This window comes from Pseudohongiella sp. SYSU M77423 (assembly GCF_029911965.1).
Taxonomy (GTDB): Bacteria; Pseudomonadota; Gammaproteobacteria; order Pseudomonadales; family Pseudohongiellaceae; genus Pseudohongiella.
Map to the genome: position 1 here is coordinate 753,018 of NZ_JARYTH010000002.1, position 17,606 is coordinate 770,623.

General features: G+C 57.0%; 10 protein-coding genes. 5 read left to right on the plus strand and 5 right to left on the minus strand.

The annotated features are described in order from the left end of the window. Positions 1–34: 34 nt before the first annotated feature. Genes recC through recD form a run of 3 tightly spaced genes read left to right on the plus strand, consistent with a single transcriptional unit; the run spans position 35 to position 9,389 of the window. Positions 35–3,574 (plus strand): exodeoxyribonuclease V subunit gamma, encoded by a 3,540-nt coding sequence (recC, locus tag QGM61_RS07260; RefSeq protein ID WP_281132483.1) that lies wholly within the window; start codon positions 35–37, stop codon positions 3,572–3,574. Further along, entirely contained in the window at positions 3,571–7,320 is a 3,750-nt protein-coding gene (recB, locus tag QGM61_RS07265) for an exodeoxyribonuclease V subunit beta (protein ID WP_281132484.1), read from the plus strand. The genes recC and recB overlap by 4 nt, the downstream gene beginning before the upstream one ends. Next, positions 7,317–9,389 (plus strand): exodeoxyribonuclease V subunit alpha, encoded by a 2,073-nt coding sequence (gene recD / locus QGM61_RS07270; RefSeq protein WP_281132485.1) that lies wholly within the window; start codon positions 7,317–7,319, stop codon positions 9,387–9,389. Before recB ends, recD begins: the two co-directional genes overlap by 4 nt. On the opposite strand, the gene QGM61_RS07275 is transcribed toward recD, so the two are convergent. Together QGM61_RS07275 and QGM61_RS07280 are read right to left on the minus strand one after the other, a co-directional pair. Next, the gene (locus tag QGM61_RS07275; protein WP_317622150.1) at positions 9,380–10,687 is read right to left on the minus strand and encodes a dipeptidase; all 1,308 of its coding nucleotides are present in this window, start codon (positions 10,685–10,687) and stop codon (positions 9,380–9,382) included. The genes recD and QGM61_RS07275 overlap by 10 nt on opposite strands. A gap of 123 nt (positions 10,688–10,810) precedes the next feature. Continuing rightward, positions 10,811–11,221, minus strand: a complete 411-nt coding sequence (locus tag QGM61_RS07280) for a gamma-glutamylcyclotransferase (protein ID WP_281132486.1) — start codon at positions 11,219–11,221, stop codon at positions 10,811–10,813. Positions 11,222–11,358: 137 nt separating this feature from the next. On the opposite strand from QGM61_RS07280, the gene QGM61_RS07285 reads away from it, so the two are divergent. Both QGM61_RS07285 and QGM61_RS07290 read left to right on the plus strand, forming a co-directional pair. After that, a complete protein-coding gene (locus QGM61_RS07285; protein ID WP_281132487.1) occupies positions 11,359–12,210 on the plus strand; it encodes a hypothetical protein in 852 nt (283 codons plus the stop codon). Positions 12,211–12,233: 23 nt separating this feature from the next. After that, positions 12,234–13,283, plus strand: a complete 1,050-nt coding sequence (locus QGM61_RS07290) for a hypothetical protein (RefSeq protein WP_281132488.1) — start codon at positions 12,234–12,236, stop codon at positions 13,281–13,283. A gap of 9 nt (positions 13,284–13,292) precedes the next feature. Here QGM61_RS07290 and ispH read toward each other — a convergent pair whose 3' ends face one another. Genes ispH through ileS form a run of 3 tightly spaced genes read right to left on the minus strand, consistent with a single transcriptional unit; the run spans position 13,293 to position 17,604 of the window. Next, positions 13,293–14,267: a 4-hydroxy-3-methylbut-2-enyl diphosphate reductase gene (gene ispH, locus QGM61_RS07295; protein ID WP_281132489.1), complete on the minus strand. Its 975-nt coding sequence runs from the start codon at positions 14,265–14,267 to the stop codon at positions 13,293–13,295. Between the two features lie 6 nt (positions 14,268–14,273). Further along, positions 14,274–14,777, minus strand: a complete 504-nt coding sequence (locus tag QGM61_RS07300) for a peptidylprolyl isomerase (RefSeq protein WP_237133612.1) — start codon at positions 14,775–14,777, stop codon at positions 14,274–14,276. After that, the gene (gene ileS, locus QGM61_RS07305) at positions 14,770–17,604 is read right to left on the minus strand and encodes an isoleucine--tRNA ligase (RefSeq protein ID WP_281132490.1); all 2,835 of its coding nucleotides are present in this window, start codon (positions 17,602–17,604) and stop codon (positions 14,770–14,772) included. Before ileS ends, QGM61_RS07300 begins: the two co-directional genes overlap by 8 nt. Between the last annotated feature and the right edge of the window lie 2 nt (positions 17,605–17,606).

Sequence of the window (17,606 nt, forward strand, 5' to 3'; positions counted from 1 at the left end):
ATACTCGCCGAATGCGAAGGACAAGGACTGACGGATGATTCAACACGGCTTCATGGTGCTGCAGAGCAACCGACTGGAAAACCTGCGCCGTGTAACTGTGGAATGGCTGCGCCTCAACCCGCTGCCGCCGCTGCAGAACGAAGTCATACTGGTTCAGAGCAGCGGTGTCGCACAGTGGCTGAAACTCGCGCTGGCCAATGACGACGATGGCAGCAGTGATGCTGGCTGCGGAATCGCCGCCGCACTCTCCATTGATCTCCCCGGACGCTTTCACTGGCAGGCCTATCGGGCGGTGCTGGGCGATCTTCCACCCCTCTCGCCATTCGACAAACCGCTGCTGGTCTGGCGCCTGTTACACCTGCTGCCTTCACTGCTGGATGATTCACAGTTTTCTGCACTCAGGCACTTCCTGCAGCGCGACGACAGCCAGCGCAAACGTTATCAGCTTGCAGAACGTCTGGCCGACCTGCTTGACCAGTACCAGATATACCGGGCCGACTGGCTGAACGACTGGGCTGAAGGTAATGACCAGATAAGCCAGCATAACCGGCTCACATCGCTGCCAGACTCGCAACGCTGGCAGGCACAGCTCTGGCGACGCCTGCTGGATGATATTCCCGACTCACAGCGCGACAGTGGCAGAGCACAGATTCATGCGCGTTTTCTGAAAGCCTGCGAGAGCGGCTCACTGGCCATGGCGGACCAGTTACCGCAGCGCGTTCTTGTATTTGGTCTTTCGTCGCTGCCCGCACAGACACTCGAAGTTCTGGCCGCCGTCTCAAGACATACCCAGGTGATCCTTTGTGTGCACAACCCCTGCCAGTTCTACTGGGGTGACATCATTGAACCACATACAGCGATGCGACTGTTCCACAAGCCCTATCGGCGCCACAACACCAGACCCGATTTTCCGCAGCTGCCTGCAGACGACCAGTCTGATATCGATCCGGGGATAATCGACGAACTGTTTTCGCGCGGCAATCCATTGCTTGCCGCCTGGGGCAAGCAGGGTCGCGACTATATCAGGCTGTTGGATGAGCATGACGAACGGGCCGCTTACGAAGAAGTCTTCGCCAGTCGCAAACTGGCCGTCGATCTGTTTGAGGCGCCGGATGAAAGTTCAAGACTGAGGCGTCTGCAGGGCGACATCTATCACTTGCGAAGCCGCAGCGAGATCCAGCAGCAGACCACACTACCGTCGGATGACCGCAGCATCAGCTTTCACATAGCCCACAGCCGGCAGCGAGAAGTAGAAATACTGCAGGACCACCTGCTTGCCCTGTTTGCCGAGGATCCGCAATTGCATCCGCGGGATATTCTGGTCATGGTGCCCGACATCAATCAGTTTGCACCGCACATTCAGGCAGTGTTCGGGCGGCTGTCACGGGACGATCCGCGATACATACCATTTACTGTCTCCGACCGCGGACAGCGACAGCGGGCGGGTGCGTTTCGCGCACTGGATGTACTGATGAACCTGCATCGTTCACGATTTGCCGTCAGCGAAATTCTTGACCTGCTCGACATACCGGTCGTGCAGGCAGCGTTTGGTTTAAAAAGTGAAGACCATGCCCTGCTGCACCGCTGGATTACCGGCTCCGGTGTGCGCTGGGGCATGGACGGCAAACAGCGGCTGGAGCAATCCTGGCTGGTGACTGACGACGTCAGATCTGCGAACCAGAATACCTGGCAGTTCGGTTTGCAGCGTATGCTGCTCGGTTACACCAGTGGTGATCAGTGCGCCTGGTCGGGCATAGAGTCCTACGCCGAAGTGGGCGGGCTTGATGCCGCCCTGGCCGGTATTGTCGCCCATGTCGTGGAGCGCCTGAACCACTATCGCGAATTATTTATGACACCCGCCCCGGTTCGCGAATGGACCACGCGCATCAGCACCATGATGCAGGAGTTTCTGCGAGCAGACAGCGACCAGGATCTGTTACTGACTACGCGCGTAGAGCAGAAACTCCAACAATGGCAGGAACATTGTGAGCTCGCAGACTTTGATGACGAGCTGCCTATTGAAATCGTCAGTGATTATTTTCTGGATTCCATTGATCAGTCTGATCTCAACCAGCGCTTCCTGGGTGGCTCAGTCAACTTTGCCACACTGATGCCGATGCGGGCCATACCGTTTCGGCATATCTGCCTTCTGGGGATGAATGATGGAGACTATCCCCGTCAGGTGCCAGCAGTCGATTTTGATCTTATGCGACAGGATTATCGGCCTGGCGATCGATCCCGCCGGGAGGATGACCGCTACCTGTTTCTGGAAGCACTTTTGTCCGCACGCGATTCACTTTACATTGGCTGGACGGGGCGTAGCATTAGGGACAACAGCGAACGCCCACCATCGGTCCTGGTTGCCCAGCTTCGAGAGTACCTGGCCGATACCTGCGACGTCGACGCGCTGACAACCGTCTATCCACTGCAGCCATTCAGCCTCAGCTACTTCACAGCAGGATCACCCCACCAGACCTTCGCCCATGAGTGGCAGCCCGCCGAACTGTCAACATCCGAAGAGCAGCACGACGCCACCACTATTGCCGGCGCCTCCATCGGGGCGGAAGCTAAAGAAGTATCTGTGGTGTCCCTGCGTCAGTTGGCAGCCTTGCTGAAAAACCCGGCAGCGGTTTTCTTTGAGCATGTGCTGGGCATCGTGTTTCGCTCGCCAGGCGCCGACATTGATGACGACGAAGTATTCACAGTGGATGCCCTGCAACGCTGGCAGCTGCAGGACCAGCTGCTGAGCATGGCGACCGATGTCATGCGGCGCGACCCCGATCAGGACAGTAGCGCTGCGCTGCAACATGCATCACAGCGTCTCAAGGGGCGTGGACTTTTGCCTCTGGGTCATTTTGCAGACATTTATCATGACTCGCTGACAGAGCCACTGAGCAAGTCGCTGGAAGTCTATCGTGACTTGTGCAGCAGCCACCCGCAGACACTTCAGGACAGTATTGACCTTGCGCAGGATGATGGTGCCGTAGCATTGAGCGACACATTGACAGGGATTCGCAGATCGGAATCCGGAGAACGATTGCGCATCGAGTTGATCAGCGGCCAGCTTTGGCAGGGCAAAAAGTCAGGCGGCAGGCAGGCGCTGGTTAAATGGCACTACCTGGCACGTATCTGGCCAGCTCATCTGGCAGCGCAGCTGGCTGGCCCGACACCGACACACATACTCGGCCCAGACACCAATGAGGTATTGCCAGCCATGACAGCCGCTGAAGCCAGAGCCTCGCTTTTGCAGCTGCTATCTGCCTGGCATGATAATTTACAGACACCGTTGGCAAGCAGTGTTAAAACCGGTTGCGGCTGGCTGGCTAATGACAACGGCGAAGTACCATCAAAAGCGACACTGGCCTGTTATGAAGGCGACTACCATCGCAGTGGCGAGGTAGTTGACAGCGAAGCCCTGGCGCGTCTGTGGCCAGACTTCGACAGTCTGTGCAGTAACGGTTTTGAACAAGACAGCACCACCCTGTACAGCCCATTGGTGGCATTCTGGCAGGCATCAAGATCACAGCGATTCAGCCAGGGTTTGGAGCGCGCAGATGAGGAGGCAGTGGAGTGAGCACCGCATTGCAGCCATTCAGTCTGCCATTGCGTGGCAGCAGCCTCATCGAAGCCAGCGCCGGCACCGGCAAGACCTATACCATCGCCCTGCTTTACGTCAGGCTGATCCTTCAGCATGGTAAAGAGCAGGCTTTTCACCGGGCGCTGACACCCGATGAAATCCTGGTGGTAACCTTTACCGATGCGGCAACCCAGGAACTTCGTGATCGCATCCGGGCGCGACTCAGCGCAGCAGCGCGCTGCTTCCTGAACGACAGCCCGGATCATGACACGAGCCTGTTGGCGCTCCGTGAAGACTATCCCGAATCCGACTGGTTGCGATGTGCACAACAATTGACGCTGGCTGCCCAGAGCATGGACCAGTCTGCCATATCCACCATTCATGGCTGGTGCTACCGGATGCTGCGCGAACACGCTTTCGACAGCGGTTCACTGTTTCGCCAGCAACTGATCACCCAGATGCAGGACGTGCTGGCAGAGCTGGTGCGCGACTACTGGCGCCAGCATTTTTACCGACTCGATCCGGCCTGTGTGGCATTGGTGCAGGCTTCGTTTGCAGGTCCCGGAGAACTGCTGAAGGCAGTCCGGGGACTTCTGAACAAAACACAGACCACCATCACCTTCAATGGTCAGCCGCTGCCGGTGGAAGCAGATCTCGAACAGGCGCTGGCACCCGTCATCAAGCGTCACGCACACTCGGCTGCTGAGCAGCAGGCAGCGCGTGAGATCTGGCTGCAACATTGGGATGAACTCAGCGCCCTTTTGGATTCGCTGCAGCCTGGCCTGAACAAGTCCACCTATCCAGAAGCCAAGACCGACGCGGATTTCGCGAGCCTGAAGGAGTCACTTTACCTCTGGGCGCAGGGCGAGGAGTCTGATGTCAAGCTGGGACGTTTTGCTTACAGCGCTCTTAGACTCAAAAAAGGCTACAGTGCACCAGAGCACCCTGCACTGCTGGCAATAGACCGCTGGACTGCTGCCGAACAGGATGCTGCCGCACGTCATCGCATTTCGGCCAGCGCAATTATTCTGCAGCATGCCCGGCACTGGCTGGAACAGGCTCTGGAGCAGCGCATTCACAGCCGGGCCGAGCTCGGCTTCGACGACCTTTTGCTGCAACTCGATAGAGCCCTGCACGGCGCCCAGGGTGAACAACTGGCCGCGCAGATCCGCGCTCAGTACCCGGCAGCATTGATAGATGAATTTCAGGATACTGACCCGCTGCAATACCGAATATTCAACCGGATTTACGGAATAGCCGATGCTCCCAACGAACAGGTCGTGGTGCTGATCGGTGACCCTAAACAATCCATTTATTCGTTCCGTAATGCAGACATTCACACCTATCTGGCTGCACGTACAGCAACCACAGGTCGACACTTCCACCTGGGCACCAACTTTCGCTCCAGCAAATCGCTGGTCGACGCCGTCAATGCATGCTTTGAACATGCCGACCAGTTCCCGGCCGGAGCCTTCTGTTTCCGGGATGCCAGTGGCGATGATCCCTTACCGTTTCATCCGGTCAAAGCCAATGGCCGTCCCGAAGTACTATACCAGTCAGCCGATACGGCTGCTGCGGCCATGACATTCTGGCATCTCAGCGATGCCGATGATGCAGAGGCAGCAATCAGCAAGGAGCGTTACCAGCGCAGCCTGGGCGCGGTGTGTGCAGCCCGTATCGCGACCATACTACAGTCAGACAGTGACTGGCGATTCGCTGGCGCATCGGAGCAGCGGGTTCGTGCCAGTGATATCGCTATCCTGGTCCGTGACCGGCATGAGGCTGCGGCAATCCGGGAACACCTGCAGCAGCATGGACTCGCCAGCGTTTACCTGTCCGACCAGGAGTCTGTATTTGCAACGCCAGAGGCGCACGATGTTCTGCGCTGGCTGATTGCCTGCGCGGAACCAGCCAATGAGAGCGCTGTGCGGGCAGCACTGGGCACTGCATCATTGGGCCTCACTGTCGATGCGCTTCGCAGACTTAATGAAGATGAACAGCACTGGGAGGATCAGGCTGAGCTTTTCCGTCTGCTGTCGCAGCACTGGCAAACCAATGGTGTGCTACCCATGTTGCGTGAACTGATGCAAAAGCATCACGTGCCACAACGCCTGGTACAGCTGGTTGACGGCGAGCGGGTTCTGACCAATCTGTTACACCTGGCGGAATACCTGCAACAGGCAAGTGTTGAATTTGAAGGCGAACAGGCTCTCATTCGTCACCTGCGCGAGATGATCGACAACCCGGGCGACGAGGAGATTCTGCGTCTGGAAAGTGACGCCGAACTGATTCGTATCGTCACCATCCACAAATCAAAAGGGCTGCAATATCCGCTGGTATTCCTGCCCTTTGCAGCCAGCTGGCGACCCATTCGCAAGGACTGGACGGTGATGCTGCCGATGGCAGATCAGACACAGCAGCGTCGGCTGGAAATCTCTCCCGACCGTGATGATGCAGATACCGCGCTGGCCGAGCAGGAACGGCTGGCAGAGGACCTGAGGCTGCTGTACGTGGCGATGACACGTGCGGTGCACGGACTATGGCTGGGCGTTGGCCTGTTGAAATACGGCAACAGCAACAAACCCAGGCTGCATGAAAGTGCACTGGGATATCTGCTTGCCGGTGGCCAGGAGATCGATGCCGGTGGACTGTCCGCGGCGCTTGCCGACCTGCAGCAGCGTTGTGGCGACATCACTGTCGAAACGGTGACAACACAGCAGAGTCACGCTGACGACGATCACGACAAAAGCGAAGTTTTCAGCTCAAGTGTGAACAAGCCAGCAACAGAGCTCCAACCGGCTCGCAAGGCAGAACACACGCGTCCAACGCCATGGTGGATCTCCAGTTACTCGCTGATTACCCAGGTTACAGTTGCCGGCGACCGGGTTGAACCTGAACAGCCACAGGACGAACAGGCGCTTGAGGAACGAATGGCACAGGAATCCGAACTGGATCAGTCTGTACTGTCCACTCCGCGCAGTTTTGACCGCAATGACCCGGGTCTGCATGGATTCGCTCGCGGTCCCGCGCAAGGCACTTTCCTTCACAACCTGCTGGAGTGGGCCTGCGCCGAAGGCTTCGCCAATGCTGTCAGCGATGATACTCGCAGGCTCGAAGCCATCACGTCCCGCTGTCGGGTAAAAGGCTGGCAGGATGAGGTGCAGCGACTGGATGCCTGGTTGAAAGGCTTTCTCCAGCAAACCTTCACACTGCACAATCAGAGCAACCTGGTACTTACGACTTTGCAGAATCTACAGCCAGAAATGGAATTTCTGTTGCCCGCGCACTCCGTGGATACTGCTGACATCGACGCCCTGTGTCATCAGTATCTGCTGCCGGGACACCCACGCCCCAGGCTGCAGCCGACAGACCTGAACGGCATGCTGAAGGGCTTTATTGACCTGAGCTTCGAACACGACGGAAAGTACTACGTGGCAGACTGGAAATCCAACCATCTGGGGCGCAATGACACAGCGTACCATGAGGCTGCGTTGACAAAGGCTGTGCTGGAACATCGCTATGATGTGCAATACGCGCTCTACCTGCTGGCGCTGCATCGACTGCTGCGAGTCAGATTGCCTGACTACGATTACCAGCAGCATGTAGGCGGCGCCGTATATTTCTTTTTGCGTGGCTATCAGGCCGACACTCAGGGTGTATTGATGGACAGGCCACCAGCGGTATTCATTCACGCTCTGGACCAACTGTTTGCCGGTAAACCCCTCACGGAGGGCCAGCCATGAATGCTACAGAGCAGGCATCATCACAGCGCGTGACAGTCAGCGAAGCATTGGCAGACAGTAAAATACTGATAAGGGTGCTGGACCAGTGGGCGCAGGCAGACTGGCTGCGCTGGCTGGATGTTGAGGTGGTGCGCTTTCTCTGGCAGCAGACCGCGACCAGCGATCCTGCATCCCCTTTGTTGCTGCTGGCCGCTGCCCTTTGCAGTCACCAGAACGGGCACGGACATGCCTGCCTGGACCTGGCCTATTGTCTTGAGGATCCGGACCAGGCACTGGCTCTGCCACCCGACAGACCCCACGGTCAGCCGGACGTCTTACCGAAAGATCTGCTGGCCGGGCTGACGCTGGAACAATGGCGCGGGCATCTGGCTCATGCTCAGCTAATCGATGCAGGAACTGGCAATGCTCCTCTGGTGCTGGTTGATGATCCGGCGCGACCGTTGTTTTATCTGCGCCGATTCTGGCGCTACGAACAGGCTATTCTGCGCCAGATAGATAAGCGGCTTGAAACATCGGCAGGCAGCGACGGCATTAACGCTGTTGATCCACAAAAGCTGCGCAGCATTCTGGACTCCCTGTTCCCCGACGCAGAGGATTGTGACTGGCAGAAAATAGCCTGTGCCAATGCGCTGCGGAATCGTTTCGCAATCATCACCGGCGGCCCGGGCACGGGTAAGACAACAACAGTGATGCGCCTGCTGATTGCATTACAACTGGCAATCAGCTCGGACCGACCCTTGCGTATCCGTCTGGCCGCACCTACCGGCAAAGCGGCCGTGCGCCTGAGCGAATCGATCAGCAGTCAGCGCGACCGACTCAGCCGAGACGGCGATGACACAAGCCTGCCGAGCGAAGTCACGACGCTGCACAGACTGCTGGGCCCGATACCCAACAGCAGACAGTTCAGACATCACGCGGGTAATCCCCTGCCCGCCGATGTCGTGGTCATCGACGAAGCTTCGATGGTGGATATTGAGCTGTTCGCCCAGTTACTGGATGCGCTTCCTGACGCATGTCGTCTGGTACTGCTCGGTGACAAGGATCAGCTGGCATCGGTTGAGGCCGGCGCCGTGCTGGGTAGTCTGTGCGCGCGCGCTGATGCTGGCCATTACTCTGCCAACACCATGGCCTGGCTGAAATCCACGACCGGCCAGCAGTTGCCCGCGTCTGTACAATCCAGTGTCGGCCAACCCATTGATCAGGCCATTACCATGCTGCGATTCAGCTATCGATTTGGCAGCATTCCGGGCATCGGTGCCCTGGCCGGTGCCATCAACCGTCAGCAGGACTCCCTGCTGGAACTGTTCGATGGACGCTATCCTGAGTTGCAGGCGCTCCGGCTGCAGACGTCCTCCGACAAAGCATTTAGACAACTGATACTTGACCCCGACAATGGTTATGGGCGACTGCTGAAGATACTGTCGCAGCAACCTGCCACAACAGGCAGCCGTCAGGGTGCGGAACCATCGATCTGGGACAGCTGGGCCCAGCAGGTACTGAAAGCCTTCGACGGCTTCAGGGTGCTTGCTGCGGTGCGTCGCTCAGAGTTCGGGACTATCGCCCTGAATCAACGCATTGAATCAATCCTGCGCTCGACTGACATGGATAGTGATGTGTCAAGGTACGACAGACCTGCCCTGAGCAGCGAAACACTGTGGTATCGAGGCCGCGCCATCATGCTGACGCGCAACGACTACAATCTGAAGTTGATGAATGGTGATATCGGCATTGTGCTGCCCTGCCCCGACGCTGAGGGCCGTCTGCGTTTACGGGTGGCCTTCCCGGGCAAAGATGGCGACGCGGTGCGCTGGGTCTCTCCCACACGTTTGCAGTCGGTTGAAACGGCCTTTGCAATGACGGTACACAAGTCACAGGGTTCCGAGTTCGCCCACACCGCACTGGTGCTGCCCGGACACGATGTTCCGATTCTGACACGGGAGCTGATCTACACAGCGGTGACACGAGCCTCCCGGCAATTCACGCTGGTCCATTCTGATCCAGACATCCTGGCGCGTGCCGTGCGGCGACGGGTGACGCGCCAGGATGGCTTAAACCGCGCTTATTCCTGAGCCTGGATTTCAGCGGCAATACGCTGGACCTCATCCAGTACCCGCAACACGTTGCCGCCCCAGATTTTGGCGATATCCTCTTCTGAGTAGCCACGTCGCACCATTTCCAGCGTGACATTGAAGGTTTCGCTGGCATCGTCCCAGCCGGTCACACCGCCACCACCATCAAAGTCACCACTGATGCCGACATGGTCAATGCCTATAAGGTCAACGATATGGTCGATGTGGTCAACGAAGTCACTGACGTCTACCGGCGGTGCCACGCTGTAAACCTCTTCGGCCAGTCGGGGCTCGGCCATGGCGTTGATTTCCTCAAGGCGGGCTGTGTACATCTCTCGCTGTTCTGCATCCAGAGCGCGCACCTCGGCCGGCTCCAGCAGCGTGTAGCCCAGCTCTTCGGCAATGGCCGCCTGCAGCGCGTTCAGAGCCTCTACGTAGGCACGATGTTTGGCTGAGTTGACATATCCTCGGAAAGCCACCGCCTGGACAACGCCACCATTGTCGCGCACTGCCAGCAGCTCTTCGTCGGTCAGGTTACGGCTGACGTCCGGATCCAGGGCCCGCGCAGAAGAGTGAGAGGCGATCACTGGTGCCTGGCTCAACTCCAGCACCTGCTGATTGGCTGCGGATGAAGGGTGTGAGATATCAATCATGATGCCAAGACGGTTCATTTCAGCGACGGCCTGTCGACCCAGCTCACTAAGTCCGTTATGCAGCCAAACATCGTCACGCTCACCGGTATTGGAGTCGGAGAACTGGCTGTGGCCGTTGTGGGACAATGACACGTAACGGGCGCCGCGATCATAATAATCCTGCAGTTTGCTGAGGTCCTCACCCAGTGGGTAGGCATTTTCAACGCCGATCATGGCAACCTTCTTGCCCGCAGCAACGATACGCCGAACGTCATCCGATGTGGTGGCCAGCTCAATTTGGTCGGGTGCAATCTCAGTGGTCAGACGACGAATGGCCTCAAACTTGTCGATCGCGTTGGCTTCAGCTGCCGCGTAGCCTTCAGCTGTCAACGGCCCCTGCCCGGTGTAGACCACCAGCCAGGCGACATCCATCCCGCCGGCTTCCATCTTGGGCAGGTTGACCTGTGTGTTCAGGTCCTGAAGATAGTTCTGTCCTTCTGTGAAATTGGCAGTATTGATATCAACATGGGTGTCCATGACGATGACGCGTTCATGAATCGCCAGTGCCCTGGCCACCAGATCTTCTTCTGACTCTTCAGCTGCAGCGTCAACCATGTCCGCAGACTCGGCGATGGACTGCGACATCGACATGTCGGTTTCCGACATGTCAGAGCCTGTATCAGCGGGCCCGCAGGCAGCGAGTAGTACAAAGCATACAGCGAGCGCTGGTATACGTAGGCTATCCAGGTATTGTTTTGTCACGCGCGGTTCCTCCAGTCAGAAATATTTTTATATGGTGGTTTCTTCCATGTCATTCATGTTGCGATGGTCCCGCCCTTCCCCTGGCAACCAGCCACCGGAGCAGATTCGTGGTCTGCCCTCCACGGGCAGCAGGTAAAGATACACCCAGGCCAGTCCAAAACGGGTCTCAATCTGAATGCGGTCATACATGCCATTGCGGGGTTCAATCGCATCATAATCTTCCAGTTCATCAAGTTGCTGCAACTGATTTGTGTCTATCTCGTAAACTTCAACATCAATCCCCAGCGAGGCCTCAAGCCTGGCACCCGGCCAGGGACCCAGGTCATACAGCACGATATCCGTCAGACAGTCGGTACCGAGGTAATGCGCATGCTCGAGATAGTGCGCATTGGACAAGCCTTTTTTCAGCGTGCCATAGACGGCAACACGAATCGTCATGACAAAACCTGTAATTGATTTACTGGCATACTCGTGTGATAGTTGGACCGAAAATAACTCCTTCACAATAATGAAGAACAAGCGGGAGAACAAGTATGCCGAAATACCGGGCTGATGCGTTGTATTGCGCAGCTGCAATGACTCTTTCAATGTCAATCGCGGTGACGCTTTCTCTGGGCGGGGCCGACGCCCACGCGCAGCCAGCCAACAGCGACACCATCAGCCGCACTGCAGATGGCAGGCCAGACCTGAGCGGACTGTGGCAAAGCATGGGCAACCACCACTACAACATCGAACCCTCCGCAGCGCATGCCGGTCCCGACTGGGAACTGGGTGCCTATGGTGCCATCCCGGCTACTCTGGGCGTTGTACAGGATGGTGAACTGCCGTACACGCCGCAAGGTCTCGCACAAAAGCAGGAAAACCAGGCTGACTGGCTGGCTCTTGATCCACTGGTAAAATGCTATATGCCAGGTGTCCCACGCGCCAACTACCTGCCCTTCCCATTCCAGATCATTCAGTCCGACGACCACATTGTCATGGCCTATGAGTTTGCCTCTGCCATGCGCATTGTGTACATGGATCAGCCTGATTTCGACGGCCCGGTGCCTGCATGGATGGGTCACTCCCGCGGACACTGGGAAGGCGACACGCTGGTCATCCGCGTGACCGATTTCATGCCCTATACCTGGTTTGACCACGCTGGCAACCACCACAGTGACCAGCTGGAGGTCATCGAGCGCTACACTCCTGCCGGCCCCAACGTCATCATGTACGAGGCTGAAATTCGCGATCCGGTCACCTATACCCGACCCTGGCGCATGAAGTTCCCGATCTACCGGCGCCTGGAGGACAACGCCCAGCTGCTGGAATTCAAGTGTGTGGAATTCGCCGAAGAACTGATCTACGGCTACCTGAACAAGGATGCTCCTGACGACCGTGTCCCGCCGCGCGGGATGCCATTTACCATTCAGGAACCTGTGCAATAGTAAGCACGCCGAGGAGTCACGTCATGACTTGTACCGACACAACATTGAACTTAAAAATCAGAGTCAAGCCGGTCCGCCGCGCACTGACCCTGCTTGTGGCCATCGCATTGAGCGCTCAGGCATCTGCGCAACAGGCCAATGACTGGGAGGCCCCCAGAACCCCTGACGGTCACCCGGACCTGCAGGGTGTATGGGCCAATAACAGCAGTACACCGCTGGAAAGACCGGAAATATTTGGTGACCGCGCCACGCTCTCTGCGGAGGAATTCGCCGAGTTGCGACGTCAGGCCCAGGAAATTCGCGACAGCGGCGGCGATGCCCTGTTCGGCGACGGCTTTCTGAATGCGGTAATCACCGGTGAAGTGCAATCCTATGACCCTTCAACCGGCAACTATGATGCAGCCTGGATGGTTGATCGCAATCTGGAGAATCGTACCTCCCTGATTATTGATCCGCCCAATGGCCGCATACCGCCAATGACCGAAGAAGCCCGCGCACGCCTGGCACAGCGCAATGCCAACCGGCCGGGAGAAACCGACTCCTATCTGGGGCGACCGCTGCAGGAGCGCTGTATTACCTGGGGAATGCCCTACATCATGGCCGGCTATAACAGCTACTATCAGATTGTTCAGGGCAGCGACTCGGTGGCCATCATTCAGGAAATGATTCACGACGTTCGGGTGATTCCGATCGTTGACGCACCAGAACAGGATGAGTTTGTGCTGGATGACCGGGTGCGACTCTGGCACGGGGCATCACGTGGCTGGTACGAAGGAGATACGCTGGTGGTGGAAACCCGCAACTTCTCTGACCAGAGCCTGTTCCGTGGCGCGGGTGCCAACCGGCTGTTTATGGAGCGCTACACCCGGATATCCGAGGATGTGCTGCAGTATCAGTTCACCGTGGAAGACCCCAGCACCTGGGAGCGACCATGGACGGCCATTATCAACTATACCGCCAGCGAGGACCCGATCTTTGAATATGCCTGTCATGAGGGCAATTATGCACTGATGGGCATTCTTTCAGGGGCACGCGCTGCTGAGCGAAACGCAGCAACAGGCAACAACCAGTAAGTCTGAATCCTAGCTTCTGGCCAGTTCCCGGGGCATGCGGAAAACGATATTTTCTTCTACCCCGGGCACTTCGACAGGATCCTCGCCGCTCATCTCGCGCAGGCGCTCAACAACCTGCTGTACCAGAATCTCGGGCGCCGACGCTCCCGCGGTGACTCCGAAACGACGCTTGCCGTTGAACCACTCGGGTTTAAGGTCCTCAACGCGATCAATAAGATAGGCTTCGCAACCCAGCCTTTCCGCCAGCTCCCGCAAACGGTTGGAGTTGGAGCTGTTGGGTGAACCAACCACCAGCACCAGATCTGACTCCAGTGCCAGCTGCTTCACCGCATCCTGACGGTTCTGCGTGGCATAACAAATATCTTTCTTACGTGGGCCTTCGATCGCCGGAAAGTGTTCATGCAGCGCATCGATGATTTTCGCCGTATCGTCCATGGACAGCGTCGTTTGTGTGACGTAGGCCAGTTTTTCCGGATTGCGTACGGTCAGTGTCGCCACATCGTCAACACTTTCCACCAGGTAGATATCACCGCCGTGGCTGCGATCATACTGCCCCATGGTGCCTTCCACTTCCGGATGTCGGGCATGGCCAATCAGCACGCATTCACGCCCTTCGGCGCTGAAACGGGCCACTTCCAGATGCACTTTGGTGACCAGCGGACAGGTCGCGTCAAATACCTGAAAGCCGCGCAATGTGGCTTCCTGCTGTACCTGCTGTGAGACACCATGCGCACTGAAAATAACGATCGGCTGACGACCCAGGCTGTCTTCTGTGGGGACATCATCAAGCTCATCAACAAAGATTGCGCCGCGCTGGCGCAGGGTATCAACCACAAATTTGTTGTGCACTACCTCGTGCCGCACGTATATAGGCGCGCCATATACATCCAGCGCACGATTGACAATATCGATGGCACGGTCCACGCCAGCGCAGAAACCACGCGGGTTGGCGAGCTTGATTTCTGTTCTTCCGCTTGATTGCATAATTCCTTAACCCTGAATCCTGACTGCCTGAACATCAGGCGCCATGACAGAAATAATATGCGCCCTGAATACGATCTCACGACCCGCCAATGGATGGTTGAAGTCCACCACGATAGTCAGTTCGCCAATCTGTTTCAAGACACCGGGAATCTCATTGCCGCCACTGTCCGTGAAAGACAGGACCGTACCAGGCTCTACCGGATCGGTGGTATTGGCCAGCAGGCGGGCAAACTGCTGACGGGGAAACGTCTGCACATTACTGGGGTTGCTGTCGCCAAAGGCTTCACTGGCGGGCAGGACGCACTCTCGCGTGTCACCGGCTTTAGCCCCCATCAGGGCTGCCTCAAAACCCGGCAGCAGATTGCCATCACCAACGGTAAACGTGGCCGGCTTGCCATCGAAATTGCTGTCAACGATGGAGCCATCAGTCAATGCCAGCGAAAAATGCAGGGTAACCCGTGCGCCGGCAACAATTTCCGTTGCCGGAGAGTCAGCATGATGATCAGGCATAGTGACGTATTTCACCCTCGCCACTGATGTTGTCAACGCAGCGACCACACAGTTCCGGATGCTCCTGATGCAGACCTACATCTTCTCGATGGTGCCAGCAGCGAACGCATTTGGTGTGAACAGACGGCTTCACTTTGACCTTGAGCCCTTCCACTTCGGTGGCACTGGCATCACCGGCCTGTTCCAGGGGCTGGAGTTTGGCTGCCGAAACAATCAGCACAAACCGCAATTCGTCCTGCAGAGTAGCCAGCCGTTTCAGCAGTCCATCCTCACAGTACAGCGTAACTTCAGCGCTGAGTGCGGCGCCGACACGTTTCTCGGTACGTTCACGCTCCAGCTCTTTGTTGACTGCAGCCTTGACCTCGATCAGTTCACGCCAGAAGGCGTCACTGAAATCGTCTCGCGCTGGCAAAGGTGCCAGGCCGTCCGCAAAAGCGGACAGGAACACTGATTCGCTGCGTTGCCCTGGGATCAGTGGCCAGATTTCATCTGCCGTAAAACTGAGTACCGGTGCAATCAGGCGCACCAGAATCTCAACGATATGGTACATGGCAGTCTGCGTGGAGCGACGCGCCAACCCTTCTGCCTTGGCGGTGTACTGTCTGTCCTTGATGACATCCAGGTAGAAACTGCCCAGTTCGATGACACAGAAGTTATGCACTTTCTGATAGACACTCAGGAACTGGTAGTTCTCATAGTCTGCCTTGACCTGCTCTCGCAGCAGCTGCGCCTGGCGGGTGATCCAGTAATCCAGCGCCAGCATCTGTTCCGGTGCTACTGCATCGGCAGACGGGTCGAAGCCGTTGAGGTTGGCCAGAATGAAGCGCGCGGTATTACGAATGCGACGATAGGAGTCGGCAACGCGCTTGAAAATTTCACTCGATGCAGCGATCTCACCCCGATAATCAGTGGCAGCGACCCACAGACGCAGAATATCAGCACCGTATTCGTTGAATACTTCCTGCGGGGATATGGTATTACCGATGGATTTGGACATTTTGCGTCCCTGCGAATCCACCGTAAAACCGTGCGTCAGCACCTGCCGATACGGTGCTGTGCCGTTCATGGCAATCGCTGTTTTCAATGATGACTGGAACCAGCCACGATGCTGATCTGACCCTTCCAGATACAGGTCAGCCGGGTAACTTAATCCCTCACGTGCCTGCAACACAGAGTAATGTGTGACACCTGAGTCAAACCAGACATCCAGTGTATCAGTCACCTTGCTGTAGTTATCAGCTTCCGCCCCCAGCAATTCGGCAGCATCCAGTTCAAACCAGGCGTCGATGCCTGACTTTTCAATCAGACTGGCCACCTGCTCCACTAAAGATGCCGTATCCGGATGCAGTTCTCCTGTCTGCTTGTGAACAAACAGGGCAATTGGCACGCCCCAGGTACGCTGACGCGACACACACCAGTCAGGGCTGCCTTTGAGCATCAGCTCTATCCGCGCCTGACCCCATTCGGGCATCCACTTGACCTGTTTGACGGCAGCCAGTGCGTCGGTCAACAGCCCTTTCTCTGTCATGCTGATGAACCATTGCGGCGTCGCCCGGTAAATAAGCGGCGTCTTGGTGCGCCAGCAGTGCGGATAGCTGTGCGTGATTTTATTGACGTGAACCAGGGCCTGCTGTCGCTTGAGAATTTCCAGAATCTTTTCGTCAACTTTGTAGACATGTTCACCGGCAACTTCTCCCGCCGCTTCGACAAACACGCCATTTTCGTCGACCAGGTTCAGTGTACCCAGGCCGTAGAGCTGCCCCACAACAAAGTCTTCCATACCATGGTCAGGTGCCGTGTGAACGGCACCGGTGCCGGCATCAAGCGTCACATGGTCACCCAGCAGCACTGGAACCTGACGACTAACAAACGGGTGTTGCAGCAGCATCTTTTCAAAAGCCGCGCCTTTGGCGATACCAAGCCGCGTCGCGGATTCCGCACAACCATAACGTTTTAGCACGTCGTCCTGCATTTCTGCGGCAACCACCAGCAACTCTTCACCCACCGCGTCATCGACGGTGCATCGGATCAGCGCGTACTCCAGATCGGCATTCAGGGAAACCGCCTGATTGGCAGGCAGGGTCCAGGGAGTGGTTGTCCAGATCACCAGTGACAGGCTGCCAGTGCCGGCAGTGTCAGCATCCACATTAAAGGCCTGCAGCCACGCATTGGCATCGACCACCGGAAAACGCACGTCGATCGCAAACGATGTTTTGTCCTGATATTCAACTTCCGCTTCAGCCAGGGCTGAGGCGCCAACCACACTCCAGTAAACCGGTTTGAAACCTTTGACCAGATGTCCGTTTACGGCGATCTTGCCGAGCGCTCTGACGATATTGGCCTCGGTGTCGAAGTTCATGGTCAGGTAAGGGTTGTCCCAGTCTCCCAGCACACCCATCCGGATAAAGTCTTTCTTCTGGTTCTCGACCTGCCGCGCCGCATATTCGCGACACGCTTTACGGAATTCAGCGTGGCTGATCTTGTGACCCGCCTTGCCCTTTTTCTTCTCAACATTGTGTTCGATGGGCAGGCCATGGCAGTCCCAGCCCGGCACGTAGGGCGCATCATAGCCGGCCAGCGAGCGTGACTTGACGATTATGTCTTTCAGTGTCTTGTTGACTGAGTGTCCCAGGTGCAGGTCACCGTTTGCATAGGGAGGACCATCATGCAGAATGAATGTCGGACTGCCTGCGCGCAGTTGGCGGATTTTTCCGTACAGGTCCATGTCCTGCCAGCGTTTCAGCATGGCTGGCTCGCGCTGCGACAGACCCGCCTTCATCGGAAACTCCGTAAACGGCAGGTTCAGGGTTTGCTTGTAGTCAGTCATAA